The 14,226-nt window shown below is 63.3% G+C and carries 4 protein-coding genes and 2 pseudogenes; 2 read left to right on the top strand and 4 right to left on the bottom strand.

Annotated elements, in window-relative coordinates; translation table 11 throughout:
* The first annotated feature begins 117 nt into the window (after positions 1-117).
* Together flgK and flgL are read left to right on the top strand one after the other, a co-directional pair.
* Positions 118-2,055 (top strand): flagellar hook-associated protein FlgK, encoded by a 1,938-nt coding sequence (gene flgK, locus AWB67_RS13790; protein WP_087656806.1) that lies wholly within the window; start codon positions 118-120, stop codon positions 2,053-2,055.
* Between the two features lie 11 nt (positions 2,056-2,066).
* The gene (flgL, locus tag AWB67_RS13785; protein ID WP_087656805.1) at positions 2,067-3,299 is read left to right on the top strand and encodes a flagellar hook-associated protein FlgL; all 1,233 of its coding nucleotides are present in this window, start codon (positions 2,067-2,069) and stop codon (positions 3,297-3,299) included.
* A gap of 13 nt (positions 3,300-3,312) precedes the next feature.
* Here flgL and AWB67_RS13780 read toward each other — a convergent pair.
* The 4 genes and pseudogenes from AWB67_RS13780 to AWB67_RS43750 form a co-directional block, all read right to left on the bottom strand.
* Positions 3,313-5,064: pseudogene (locus tag AWB67_RS13780) on the bottom strand (ShlB/FhaC/HecB family hemolysin secretion/activation protein).
* A 91-nt stretch (positions 5,065-5,155) separates the two neighbouring features.
* Positions 5,156-5,416, bottom strand: a complete 261-nt coding sequence (locus AWB67_RS13775) for a hypothetical protein (RefSeq protein ID WP_087656804.1) — start codon at positions 5,414-5,416, stop codon at positions 5,156-5,158.
* A 1,061-nt stretch (positions 5,417-6,477) separates the two neighbouring features.
* Positions 6,478-11,823, bottom strand: a pseudogene (locus AWB67_RS43755) (hemagglutinin repeat-containing protein); the annotation flags it as partial.
* On the bottom strand, positions 11,720-14,095 hold the full coding sequence (locus tag AWB67_RS43750) for a two-partner secretion domain-containing protein (RefSeq protein WP_445344242.1): 2,376 nt from the start codon (positions 14,093-14,095) through the stop codon (positions 11,720-11,722). The gene AWB67_RS43750 and the pseudogene AWB67_RS43755, both read right to left, overlap by 104 nt.
* Positions 14,096-14,226: the final 131 nt, after the last annotated feature.

The following is a 14,226-nucleotide window of genomic DNA, read 5'->3' as shown; positions in this document are numbered from 1 at the left end:
ATCGCCCGAACCCGGCCGCAGCACCGCGCACGCTCAACTTTGCGCACAAACGGCCGTTATAAAGAACAGTTCTCGTCTAGCGGCGGCCAAGTGACGCCGTCTCACCAGGATTCATGCATGTCCAACAACATATTCAATATCGGCGTCAGCGGTCTCAACGCAGCCCAGTGGGGACTGACGGTCACGGGACAGAACATCAGCAACGCCGCGACGCCGGGCTATTCGCTCGAAAAAGTCTCGTATCAGGAAGCGTCCGGCCAGTACACGAACTCTGGCTACCTCGGCAACGGCGTGCAGAGTGTCTCCGTCACGCGTTCGTACAGCCAGTACCTCTCGACGCAACTGAACAACACGCAGTCGGCGAGCAGCTCGGCCAATACGTATTACTCGCTGATCTCCCAGTTGAACAATCTCGTCGGTGATCCGACGAAGGGGATCGCCGCCGGCATCAGCGGATTCTTTACCGGCATGCAGTCGGTGGCGAATGCCGCGAGCAGCACGTCCGCGCGCCAGACGCTTGTGAGCAGCGCGCAAACGCTCGCCGACCAGATCAACGCCGCCGGCAGCCAGTACGACCAGTTACGCCAGAGCGTCAACATGCAACTGACGGCCGCCGTCACGCAGATCAACAGCTACTCGCAGCAGATCGCGGACCTCAACAAGCAGATCAACGCCGCGAGCGCCCAAGGCCAGCCGCCGAACCAGCTGCTCGATCAGCGTGACCTCGCGGTGCAGAACCTGAGTTCGATGGTCGGCGTGCAGGTCGTGCAGTCCGACGGCAACTACAACGTGTTCATCGGCAACGGGCAGCCGCTCGTCGTCGGCGCGAAGCAGTATGGATTGCAGGCGGTGACGTCGGCGTCCGATCCGAGCGAACTCGCGATCGCGTTCAAGAGCAGCGACGGCTCGACGCAGACGCCCTCGCAGATCAGCTATATCAATGAATCGGCGCTGTCGGGCGGCACCGTCGGCGGTTTGCTGGATTTCCGCAGCCAGACGCTCGACCCGGCGCAGGCGCAACTCGGCGCGATCGCGACGACGTTCGCCACGCAGTTGAACCAGCAGAATGCGCTCGGCCTTGATTTGAACGGCAACGCCGGCGGCGCGCTGTTCTCGACGGGCAGCCCGACGATCTACGCGAACGCGCGCAACACGGGCAACGCGACGCTCGGCGTCTCGTTCACCGATCCGACGAAGCCGACCACCGGCGACTACACGCTTTCCTTCGACGGCTCGAAGTACACGCTGTCGGACCGCAAGTCGGGCGCCGCGCTCGACAGCTTCAGCGCGCCCGCGACGAGCGGCACGTTGAACGGGCTCGACATCAGCGTGTCGGGCACGATGAAGGCCGGCGATTCGTTCACGATCCAGCCGACCCGCTCCTCGCTCGACGGCTTCAGGCTCTCGAACTCCAGCCCCGCGGCGATCGCGGCGGCATCGCCTGTCGTGACGTCGGCGGCGACGAGCAACGGCGGCACGGCATCGATTTCGTCGGCGACGGTCGTTGCGGGCTACACCGCGAGCGCCATCAGCCTCAGCTATGACTCGACCAAAGGCGGCTTCACGTCGAACGTCGATGTGACGCTCGCCGATTCGTCCGTCATCACGGCCGGACAGATGATTCCCTACGATTCGTCGAAGGGCCTCACGGTCACGTCGAACGGCGTCACGGCGACTATCACCGGCGCGCCGTCGGACAAGGACGCGTTCAACCTGGCACCGAACAAGGGCGGCACGAGCGACGGCAGCAACGCGCTCGCGATGTCGAACCTCGTCACGACCAAGAGCATGAACGGCGGCACCGATACGCTCACGGGCGCTTACGCGACCTACGTGAACCAGATCGGCAACGATACGAACCAGATGAAGAGCTCGAGCACGTCGCAGACGGCGCTGCTCAACCAGGTGACGGCGGCGCAGCAGTCGGTGTCGGGCGTCAACCTGAACGAAGAAGCGGCGAACCTGATGCAGTACCAGCAGCTTTATCAGGCGAACAGCAAGGTGATCCAGACGGCGTCGTCGTTGTTCCAGACGCTGCTTGGCATCTTCAACTGAGGCATACGGCGATGCGCATTTCCAGCTCCCAGTATTTCAACATGAACGTCCAGACGATGAGCGATCAGCAAAGCTCGCTCGCGTCGATGTATCAGCAGATTTCATCCGGCAAGCGGATTCTCACCGCATCCGACGATCCGCTCGGCGCTTCGCAGGCGGTGCAGCTCAGCATGAAGAGCTCTGCGTTCACGCAGTACGCGACGAACCAGACGTCGGCGCAGTCGTCGCTGCAGCTCGAGGACTCGACGCTCACCAGCGTGAGCAGTGTCCTGCAGAGCATCAAGACGCAGGCGGTGCGGATCGGCGACGGATCGCTCAACGACTCCGACCGCACGTCGCTCGCGAATCAGTTGCAGGGTTATCGCGATCAGCTGATGGGCCTCGCGAATACCACCGATGCCGATGGCAACTACATTTTCGCCGGCTACAAGAGCAGCGTGGTGCCGTTCAGCAACAACGCGTCGGGCGTCGGGGCGACTTATGGCGGCGATCTTGGGCAGCGTCAGGTGCAGCTGAGCGAGAACCGCACGGTCAGCGTCAACGACGCGGGGTCGTCGATTTTCCAGAGCGTGTCGGCGGCGCAGGCGGATGCGGTATCGGCGGCGAGTTTATCGAACACGGGTTCGGGCACGATCAGCCCCGTGAGTGTTTCCGATCCGACCAACGCGGGTAATTCGAGCAATTACACGATCAAGTTCGCGGTGGCGTCGGATGGGTCGAAGAGCTATACGGTCACGCCGACGGCCGATGGTTCGCCGCCGACGCCAGTTGCGTACACGGGGAAGACGGATATCACGCTCGGCGGGCAGAAGGTGACCATCGACGGCTCTCCCGCCGATGGCGATACGTTCACGGCAGGGCCGGCGGCTTCTTCCGGGACGGATATCTTCGCGACGCTCGATAATCTCGTGAATGCGCTCAAGCAGCCTACTGACACGGCTGAGCAAAAAGCCGCGCTTGTCAACGCCATGACTACGGCGACGACCAAGATCAATAACACGTTCACGAATGTGCTTTCGACGCAGGCTACGGTCGGTGGACGCGAGCAGGAAGTCGCGGCTACGCAAAGCTCGATGGCCAATGCTTCTACGCAGGCTTCAAGCGATCTCGAGAACCTGACCAGCATCGATCTGGTTAGCGCCATCAGTCAGTATGAGTTGACGCAGAATGCGCTCCAAGGCGCGCAGATGGCGTTTTCGCAGATTCAGAAGATGTCGTTGTTTGATTATATTGGGGGCGGGTGAGCGTTTAAAGACGTTAGAACTGCGCGGTAGCCTGCACCCCGACTGTCGCGCGCGCGCTCGGGAAACCGTCCGGTTTGTAGATCGGCATCCCGACGAACAGGTCATACGAGAAAGCAGCAAGGCGTACAGGCAACACGCCGCGGATGCCGATCACCGCACCCGCGAGTTGCGTTCCGGCCAGAAACGTTGTGTTCGGGCCAAACACACGCCCGCAGTCGATCCCGGCATAGAGCGACTGTCCCTTCTGGCCAATCGGCATTTGCAGCTCGTTGCGCCAGTAGAAACCCTTCTCCGCCGCCAGCATCGTCTCGCCGTCGAAGCCGCGGACCGTGTAACGGCTGCCGATCGCCAGGTCGTCCAGATAGAACAGCGTGTCGTTGGTGAACTGGCCGTGAAACGTCGTCACGTAGCGGAAGCGCTGTTGCGCGACGGCGAACGGCACCGACAGGTTGGCGTCCAGCACGGCCATGCGGTAGCGGTACGTCGGGCCGTCCGGGTACGGATCGGGCGTCGCGCCGAGTCCGCCGATGCCCTGACGATACGCGAGCGTGCCATCGAACTGCGCCGCACCGAAGTAATGACGGTCGGTCAGACCTGCTTCGATAAACGTGTTGTTGCGCCGCTGCTGCGGGATGTCGGTGTCATCGATGAAACTTTTGCCACAGCGCTTCGATAGCTGAAACTCGACGCCGAACACGTCGTTCTGGCTGCGGCTCAGGACGCGTGCGAGTTTCAGTGCAGCCGTCTGCGAGTTGCCGGCCGATACGAACGTCTGGTTCGAGCCTGCAATCTGCTGGTAATAGCTGCTGGTGTAGCCGGACAACGTCGCTGTCCAATACCCCCACGGCACCGAGTACGAACCGTTGAACCCGCGCGAGCCGAGCGACTTGTTGCCGAATGCCAGGTCCTGGTTCGCGCCGAGCGCGAGTACGTCGTTGAGTCCCAGCGGGTTGTCGAGGCCGAGGTTCACGTTGCCCTGCTACTTGCCGGTCGCCTCGGTGCCCGAGTTATCGACGGAGGCGACCAGGCTCCACGGCTTCGAGCGCTTCAAGGTGACGACGATATCGCTTTCGCCTGGTGTGTCGGTCGGCTCGATCTTCATGTCCACGTCCTGCGACGCCACGCGCTTCATCTGCTCCAGCCCCTGTTCGAGTTCGCGCAGGTCCAGCAGGTCGCCGTCGCGGATCGGGAAGGCGGATTTCAATGTGCCGCGTGTGGTCGGATCAGCCAAGCTGAGTTGATGCACGACGCCGGGCACAAGGGCGAACGCGAGCGTGCCGCTCGACAGGTCCTGCTCGGGCAGCAGGACGCGGGTCGTCACGTAACCACGGCTCAGGATCGCCTGTTGCAGTTCTTTCATCAACGCATCGATACCCGTCTTGCCGATGCACTGGCCGCTGTAGTGGCCAAGCCATTCGCGGGCGAAGGCAAACGGGTCAAGCGATAGCGCCGAAGCGCCCTTGCGGCGAACGGCATCGGGGAGTGTCTCGGGCACATCGAGCGTGAATCTGTCGATGCGAAAGCATGGCGTCTCGACTGGCAGCACCGGGAAGCCTTCGACCGTTGGCAGGGTCGAACGCACCACTGGGGTCTGCACGGCGGCGTCGCGCTGCTGTGCGTAGCGCTGCTGCTGAATTTGCTGGTTTTGCTCGGCGTTGGCTCGTGCGGCTGCGGCGGTATCGGCCGGCGTCGGTGCGCGCTGTGCGAAAGCAAGCGATACCAGGGCTGTGAGCGGCAATGCCGCCAGCCTTGTGCTGATTTTCATCGTGTGGCTTGAATCAGGAGATAAGGACTACAGTTCGGGCTTGGCAAACTGCAGAACTGCACCAAGCCCGCCGTTGACGGATGGTTCGTTGTTATCGCGACTTGTCCTGCTCGTCGTCCTTCACTTCGTAGCTTTTTCGAGCCTTCTTGTAGCTGTTGTCAAACGGCTTGATTTTAAGCATGTGGGCGCGGCTGGCAAATCCGCCAATCGCGGCTATTACTAAGCCTACTAGGGCAACAACGAGAGAGTCATCGTATTTGAGTCCAATAAACCCAATTGCGATTCCGACCACACATAGAACGCCCCTTACAACCGGTGTGAAGTTGCCGTCGCGAATGAAGTATTCCCTCATTTCTTGGTTCCCTTGTTAAATTGGTCCATCCACGATGAGCCCTTGATCGCTTCCCCCACCTCGTTAATTGCCGGTCCTGCCATTGGGTAACGATCCGACGCAAAGTAATTGCCAATATCGACTAATCCGCCCGATATAAAGGGTCGCGCATTCGGCCGAGTTAGCTGTTCCACGCCACCGGCAACCCAACCGACGACAGTAGACGCGTAAGCTGCGCTTGCAAACGCCCCTGCGTAAGGAGTAGGAAGTTGCGCCGCGGCCCCCATTGCGGCCCCAGTTCGTCCCGCTGCCGTCGAGATTGAAGAAGCTGCATCGGCCACTTGATTCTTGGACGGACCATAAACCGCAATCCCGCAATCGCCGCGCGGGCAAATCGTGCCAGCCGTCGAACTCGTAGCTGTTGTCTGCCCTAGCTTCGGCTGCGTGGGCGTCGGCACATAACCCGTCACGATGCTCGGCACACCTCCGCCAACCGAGGCGTAGCTATTCCGAATGTAGTTCTGCAAGTCCGAATCAACCGCCGCGTTCGTTTGCGTAAGGATCGGCTTGCCGTCCGCCGTCTTACCCGCGTACTGCCAGTTTGCACCCGCATCGGTCGGTGTCTTGCCGATCAACGTATCAGGCGCGCCACTCTCAGTCGTGCCGTTAATGGTCACGCCCATGATCCGCATCTGATCTTCGATCTGCGCCTGCGTGTACTTGCCGCCGCTCTTGTCCGCGATCTGATTGGCGAGCGTCTTTTCCTCAGGATGCAACTGTCGATTGTATCGGTCCACGTTATATGCCGAGAACGCGCCTGCATCACCCGCCACCACCGCGCCCGCACCCGTCACGATAACGTTCGCCACGATATTGCCGAGCGCCGCGTTCACGCCAGCGTTACCGGTCGGGTTCGAGCCAGCAATCGTACCGCTCAACTCGTTCAACTTGCCTCCCGCGATCGACGCGATGCCCGCACCTGCCGCGCCACCCAGCGCATTCCCACCCGCGAGGCCCGTCACGAGCGCCGCGCCCGCGGCCTGCATCTCGGCTCGGTAGGCGCCCCCTTCACGCCATCCCGGATCGCCGGTTGCTCGCGCCTGTTCATCGGCATAGTCACCGATGCGCCGTGAGACGGCTTCACCGGCCGCGCCAGCCGCTGCCATCATGTCGGCCTGTCGGTCGAGTAGGTTGTTCACGTCCGGCAGTTTCGCCACCGTGCCGTTGGTGTTCGATGTGTCCCGATTCAGGCTCGTGAGGTCCTGCGTCTGGTTCGCTGTATCCGTCACACTGATGGTGCTCGCGCTGATGCCGCTCTTCGTGATCGCGCTGTCGCTGCCACTGTCGTTCTGGCTCAACATCGGCGCTCCGCCGCCCGCATTTATCCCTGACGTATTGCCATGGGTGCTGGTGTTTGCGCCACCGTCACCAGTCGTGGCACCCGCGCTGAAGCCGCCCGAGTGCGCGTCGTAACTCGACTGATTCTGGATATTGCCGAACGTGAGCGTTCCCGTCGTCAGGTTGTTCTTCGACGCATCGGCCGTACTCGCGATGACCGCACCGGTCAGACTTGTGTTGCCCTTCACGTTCAGGTTGAACCCGCCGTCACCCGCGTGGATGCCCGCTTGCTCGCTTACTCCGTGGTAATCGCCGTTCGCGTTGCCGTGACTCGTGCTGAAACTCGCCGATCCGCCGCCCTGACTGATGCTGAACCCGCCGCCCTTGCTCTCCTGATGCGCCGCGCTCGTGGTCGTGTCCTGCACGCTCGCGATGTTCAAATTACCACCCACATCGGCATTCACCTGACGACCCTTAACGTTGGCGCCGATGATGTTGGCGTCGCCGCCAGAAATGATCGTCGCAGTGTTGGCCGCGGTCACATGCGTGTTGTTCTGCATCACCGCATCGCTATTGCCGTCTCCATGCGCCTTCGCCATCGACGCCGAGACACCCACGCCCTGCGTCCCAACCGAGACACCGACACTCGAACTGCTGGAACTGTTCGAACTGCGCGTCGAATCGGTATCGGTCGTGTTGACGAGATTCACCTGGTCGCGTGCCGCCAGGATCACGTCGTTCGCGTTCACGTTCGAACCGACGATGCTCACATCGCCCTGGCTCGCGACGAACGCAGCCGTGCCGCCTGCCGTCACGTTCGACGCCCGGTTCGTCGTGCTGTCCCCGGCGTAAGCGCTCTTGCTGTGACTGCTGCCATAACTGAGTTCGACCTTGACCTCCGGTTTCGCGCCGTTCGCGAGCGCCTCCAAGGTGCCGGCCGCATCGAGCGCGCCGCTCGCCGCCGCCATGCCGTGCAGCGCCGCCGCGCGATCGTCCTGACTGCGGCCCGCCGCGTGCGACTGATCCACCGTGTTCGATGCCGCATCGATCAGCGGGGCCTTGAGCGCGAGCGAAAAGCCGCTCTGCTTGAGCTCGTGCGTCTCGTTGCGACGCGCCGTGTCGAGCGCCGAGTCGATCGTCACGTTCGCCCCCGTGCCAGTGACATTGCGCGCCGCAATCAGATCACTGCCCGTCACGTGCAGGTCCTGGCTTGCGGTGATGTTCAGATTCCCGTTCAGCGACCCGACCGTGCTGCCCGTGTTCGAGACCTGCGCGCTATCGGCCGTGTCGGTCTGCGCCTTGCTGCCGACGGAGACGCCGATTCCTCCGCCCGTGCCGATCCCGGACTCGCGCTTGCGGTAATAGCTCGACGTGCTCTGCGTGTCCTGCGAAGTCGTGATATCCAGGTTGCCCGCTGCGGCCAGAGTCACGTCGTTCGTGCCAACGATGGTGCTGCCCACGACCTTGATATCCTTGCCGCTGGCGATCGTCACAGCATCGGCGGAGACGAGGCTTCCCTGCGAGAGCGTCGTCGTAACGTCGCTCGAACTAGCTACTTTCGTGCTGCTCGCAACATTGCTGTGGCGGTGCTGCTCCTGCGTGTTCTCGACATGCGTTTCGCTCGCCGCGCCGATGTTGACGTTACCCGCCGCCGCCAGCATCGCCGTGCCCTGGTCGAGACTGATCGCGCTTCCAGTGACGTGGATATCCTTGGCCGATATCACGGCGAGCGAATCGCCTGCATGGAGCGTCGTCGCGCTGAGCGTATCGTCTGACCGGTGCAGCGACTCCGAGTAGCTGCCGTGGCTGTCGCTGCCTGAACTGTTGCTGTCGGTGCTCGAGGTCGCCTTCGCCGCCTGAAGCGTCACGTTGCCATTCGCAGCAAGCGTGCCGCCACCGGCAAGGTTCAGGCTCGCGCCCGTGGCCGTCAGGTCGCCGCCCACACCGATCTGCGACACGCCGCCGACATTCACCGAACTGCCGGTCGTCTGATTGAAGTTCGTGTTCGACACGCCGTTCGCGCGCTCGACCACCTTGTGCTCGCCGGTCGTGACCGACCCGAGTTCATAGTTGCCGCCCACGGCCATGCCGAGATTGCCGCCCACGCTCAGGTTGCCCGCGTTCTGCTCGACGTTGCCACCCGTCACGATGAGGGCGTCGCCGGCCACGTTCAGGTTCGCGATGGGGCCGAGCGTGGTCGTCGCGCGCGCCGCGCCGGTCGCGCTCACCTGGTCGACGGTTCTCACCGCCGTATTCAGCAGCAGATCACCGCCAGCGATCAACGCAAGGCTGCCCGCGCTCACACTCGCCGAGGTGAGGTCGATGTTGCCCTCCGTCGTCAGCGACATGAGGCCGCCGCTTTGCAGTGCGCCGAATGCGTTGTTAATCTGGTCGCCCTGAATCGACAACGTGTTGTCTGCCTGCACCGTGCCGCTGTTGGTAAAGGTCTGCACGTTCTGGAGATTGATGTCGCTCGCCGCAATCAGCGGACCGTTCATGTTCCGCTGGCTCGCCTTCGCGAGATAGACGACCGGCACCAGCACGGAATGCCCATCGACCACTTCGGTCATCATGATGATGACGTTGCCCGTGAGCGCCGCCACCTGCCCGGGCGTGAGGCGTATGCCAAGCGGCAGATTCAGCAACTGCGTGAACGATGAGCCCGCTGCCAGCAGCGACCAGTACATCGACTGAAGGTCGCTGTAGGGGCCCAGCACGGCACGGCCGGTGAGCGACGTGATCTGGTTGCGCACGAGCTGCTGCTCGTAGAAGCCGTCGCCGAGGCGCTTGGCGGTCGTCTGCGAATTCAGGCCAAGCTGTTGCAGGTAGTAGTCGCTGGAGATGAACGTCTTCTGGTTCGTAAAAGCCGGATTCATCTCGATCAGATACGTGGCCCCTGGCGCGGTGGCCGGACTGAACAGGCCCCCTTGAGGAATCTCGAGGTTTTGCAGCACGGCCTGCGCGCTCGCGCTGGCGATGACCGGATCGATCATGCCCGAGCTGCCGCCGACCGTCGCCGGTCCGCTCATCGTGCCCCCGGTGCCCTGAACCGACGACACGCCCCCCGGCTTCGCGCCACTCGCTTGGCCGCTCAGGCCGCCGATGTTCACGCCGGAGAGCGCCTGACCGGGCGCGAGACCCATCGATGGAATGCCGGCGTTACCCGCCGTGTTGTCGAGGCTGATGCCCGAGCCCGACAGCGAGCCGCCCGCGACAAAGCTCGATTCGTAGCCCGGCAGCGCGTAGTGGCGGATATCGGCCGGCGCCGCCTGCGTGTAGCCGCCCGGCCGCGAACCGACGAAGGGTGCATCGCCGAACGGTAGCTGCCAGTTGTGTTCGGTGTTGTCGTAGTTGTTGTAGTGATACTGGCCCGAATACGTGATCTGGACTTGTGGCGCTGCCTGGCCTCGCCAGCTGTTCTGATCGAGCGCGACGGGCGCGGCGATGTCGCCAACCGCCGCGACCGCGCTCCAGTAGTTCTGAAACAGGCCCACATTGGCCGCATCCAGCTTGCCCCCTGCCACGATCTGCGCTTGCGGGCTGATCGAGGCAATCAGGTTCGCCACCGCGACGCCCGTATAGGTCGTGTACTGGTAGGTCGAATTCCACTGGCCGCCGTGCGGTGGATCGGTATAGACGCCGCCGATGCTGTTCGCATCGGCTACGCCGACCTGGCCCGTCTGGCCCGACAGGCTGATGCCAAGCGCCTCCAGCAGCGCCGGATCGACCGGCTGGTTCAGCCCGGTCGTCCTCATCGTCGTGCGGGTGTTGGTCACTTGGCTGGCGTGCAGTTCCATGTCGCCGGCCGATTCGATCAGCCCCGACTGGTTGCGGATCAGTCGCGCGTTCGTGTAGCGGCCGTCCACATTTTTTTCACCCGCCAGTATGACCTTGCCGAGACCGTAGATCGCGGTCGTCGCCTGCGTGTCGGTCGTCGTCGTGTCGTCACGGTTTTCGATGTCCTGCGCGAGCAGTTCAAGCGTGCCGTCGCTGTCCGACGCGCCAATGAGCGCGCTCGGCCCGACATTGGTGATCGTGCCGTTCGCGTTGAGTGACACGCTGCCGCCCACTATCGCACCCGTGTTCGCGGGCGTGTTCGAGTGCGTCGTGAGCGTGCCGCCCGCCATCAACACGCCGCGGTTGACGATATCGCCCGCGTCGATACCGAGATGGTTCACTGCCGCCAGGGTCGCGCCGTTGTCGAACGTGCCTGGCAGGCTAAAGGTGAGGTTACGACCCGCGTTGAACTGCCGATCCGAGGTGGACGCGAAGTCACCCTCAACGCTTACCGCAACATCATTTGCTGCACTGTACGCGCCTCCGCCCGTCAGCGCCGCAGCAGTGACTGACAGGTCATGCGTCGCGCCAATCTGGCCGTTCGTGTTCGCGATCGCGCCGGCGACCGTGATGGAGACATCGCCGATCGAGTCTGTCAGGTTGCCGATTTTTCCATCGCTGTTGTCCACCCTATCGCCCCGCAGCGCGACGCTCGCGCCGCTGAGTTGACCGTTTTGCGTATTGACGAACGCCGATGTATCGACGCTCACCCGGCCGTTGCCCGTCATCACGCCGCCCCGGTTGACGGTCTGGCTGCCACTTTGCACGGTCGTGTCGCCGGTGCCGAGGTTACTGACCAGCCCGTTCGTGTTGTCGATCGACGAAGCCTGAACTTCGAGCGTGCTCGCGTCGCCCGCCGCACCCGAGCCCGACTGGAGCTGGCCGCGCGTATTGTCAAGCGCTCCACCGCTCGCGAGCGACAGGGACGAGAGCGAGCGCACGGACCCGTCCTCGTTGTTCACGTCGCCGGCGATCTCCGCCGCGATATCCCCCCGCGCGGCCAATACGCCGTGCTGGTTGTTCAGGTTCCCGGCGTGCGCGGCGATCTCGCCGGCAGCGATGATCTGCCCGTTGACGTTCGAGAACGCCCCCGCACCGTTGCCCGCTGCAATCGTTAGCTTGCCCGTTCCGGCAGCAAGGATTTTGCCGTCATCGTTGATCAGTGCGCCAGGCGCAATCGTCAGGCTCGTGCTGTTGGACTGGAAGGTGCCGCCCGCCGAGTTGTCGAATGTGCCGCTGACATCGAAGCCCACCGACGACGTGCCGTACTGCGTGATCGAGCCGTTGTGGTTGATGAGGTCTGTCGCGCGAAGCGCGAGCTGGTTGGCCTCGATCCGGCCGTTGCTGTTGTCCAGCGTGCCGCTCGTGCGCACCGACAGGTTCGGCGCGACGATCGACCCGCCGCTGCTGGTCATCGATTCGTTCTGGAGCGTGGCGTTCGCGCCCGCGCCGATTTGTCAGGTTGCCAGCCGCCGTGACCGAGACTGTGTCGCCGTTGATGTCGCCCCGGCTGTTGTCGATGGACGCGCCAGAAACGGTCACGGTGCCCCCCGAGAATGTTCCCCCGGCATTGGACAGCGCGCCCGTGGCCGTGGCCGTCAGCACGCCGCCTGCCGTCATCTGCCCGCTGTTGCCGAGATTCCACGCCTGCAACACGGCATCGGTGAGCGCGGCAATCCGTCCCGCGTTCGTGAGGGCATGCGCGCTCACCTCGGCGCGACCATTGCCCCCGATCACGCCGCTAATGCCGTTGAGCAACGTGCCGGTGATGCCGAGGCTCAGGCCGTCGCCGTTCAGCGAAAGGATATGGCCTGCCGTATTGTCGAGCGATGACCCGGAAATCCCGAGACCCACGGCGCTCTGCATCGTCCCCTGATTGTTCGCGATGGCGCCGCCGCGCACCTGCATCGCGCCTTGCGAAACGAACGTGCCGCCCTGGTTGGCGATCTGCCCCGAGGCTTGCACGACGAGCGGACCCTGTGCCGATATCTGGCCGGCCTGGTTCGAAATGGCCCCCACACCGAGCGTCACGCCGCTGCCGCCCGTCATCGAACCGTGATCGTTATTGAGCGTACCCGCTGCGTTCGCCGTGACCACGCTCCCGGCGCTCGTCGTCGCGCCTGCAAGGTTCAGGTCGCCCGCGTTCGCCGTGAGCGCCACGCGGCCGTTGGCCGCTGTTTTACTGCCCGCGAGATTCACGCTGCTGCCTGTGAGGGTTGCATTGCCGCCCGCCACGTTCTCGCCGGTTTCGCTGAGCGCACCCGATGCGGCCACGTTCAGGTCGCCCGCCTGCGTGACGTGGCCGTTGCTATCCACCCCCGAGGCAAGGGTGCCGGTCGAGACGACGCTCGCCGCATTAACCGTCGTGCTTTGCTGTGCCGCAAGCACGCTGCTGTTCGCAAGCGCGCCCGACGTGCGGGCGGTGAGGTTCTGCTGCGCGTAGGTCGTGCCGCTGTTGTCGATGCCCTCAAGTGCTGAGAGAGCAAGGTTGCCGCTCGCATTGGTCTGTCCGGCGAGGACGAGCTTGCCCTGCGTGGTGAGCGTGAGGTCGCCCGCCTGGGCGGCGAGCACGCCTTGGGTCGAAACCCCTACCCCGTGTTCCGTGCCCGCCAGCACGATACGGTTCGCGTACATGCCGCCGAGGTGGCTCACGTCGATCGAGACTCCGGGTGCGGGGCCTTCACCCGCAACCGGCCTCGCGTTGAGCGTGGCGTGCTCGACGCTGTTTGCACCGCTCACCACATTCAGGTTCTGCGCATGGATCGCCGCGTTCGCCCGCACGGCGCGCGCGAGCAGATCGACCTGATCGGTATCGCGTGCATCCAGCCCCGCGCCCTGAATGCTGATATTGCCTCGTGTGACCGTGAAGCCGGCGAGCGAACCGTCGGGTGCAAAGTTCGGCGTGCCGGTCGTGAGGATCGCGCGCGACGTGTTGATGAAGCCGCCACCGTTCACCGAAATGCCCGAGCCGTTCGCGATCACGACTTCGGCCCGCTGTCCGGCAATTTCAAGATGCCCGTTGATCTGGCTCGCCGCGCTGCTGTTGACCTGATTGACGATGATGCGCGCAGTCTGGCCCGGAGCGAGATTCCGGTTGCCGTTGACCATCCCCGCCTGTTGCGTCTGCACGAAGACCGGCGAGTTGTTCAGGATCGCGCCGTTCTTCTGTACGTCGAACCGGCCGTAGGTGTTCATCGACACGCCAGCGTTCGAGGGCCGGTTGATGTTGACCTGCGGGATGCCGTTGTGCGTTTGATCCACCGAAGGCGCGTGTGCCCCACCAGGGACGATCTGCGCGACTGACCACGAAGGGAGCGCACCGAGTAACACGAGCGCGGCGAAGACGATCTGCCGCAGAAAAGAAGACGGCGCGCGATCCGCAGAAGACAAAATCACACCCTGTGATTTTGGGTTTCCCAGCGTTGCCTGTCCCGCTTCCTTGCCACTTGCCGTAGCGGTTTCCGCAACCGCGACCAGCATTCCTCTCAGCCGGCTGTACACCAGCCGGTAGTTGTTTTTATTCATCTACCCGTTCGACACGCTAACTTATTTGACGGCCGCTAAGTTAGCGCTTGATACCTTGCGCCGGTTAAAGCGATCGACAATCGTGAGTTTGAAACAACGAATCACGTCAAATAAGAGTTTTCGTATGGAAC

The organism is Caballeronia terrestris (assembly GCF_001544515.1).
Lineage (GTDB): Bacteria > Pseudomonadota > Gammaproteobacteria > Burkholderiales > Burkholderiaceae > Caballeronia > Caballeronia terrestris.
Note: the sequence above shows the minus strand (reverse complement) of the source record. Positions and strands in the feature narration are given on the sequence as shown.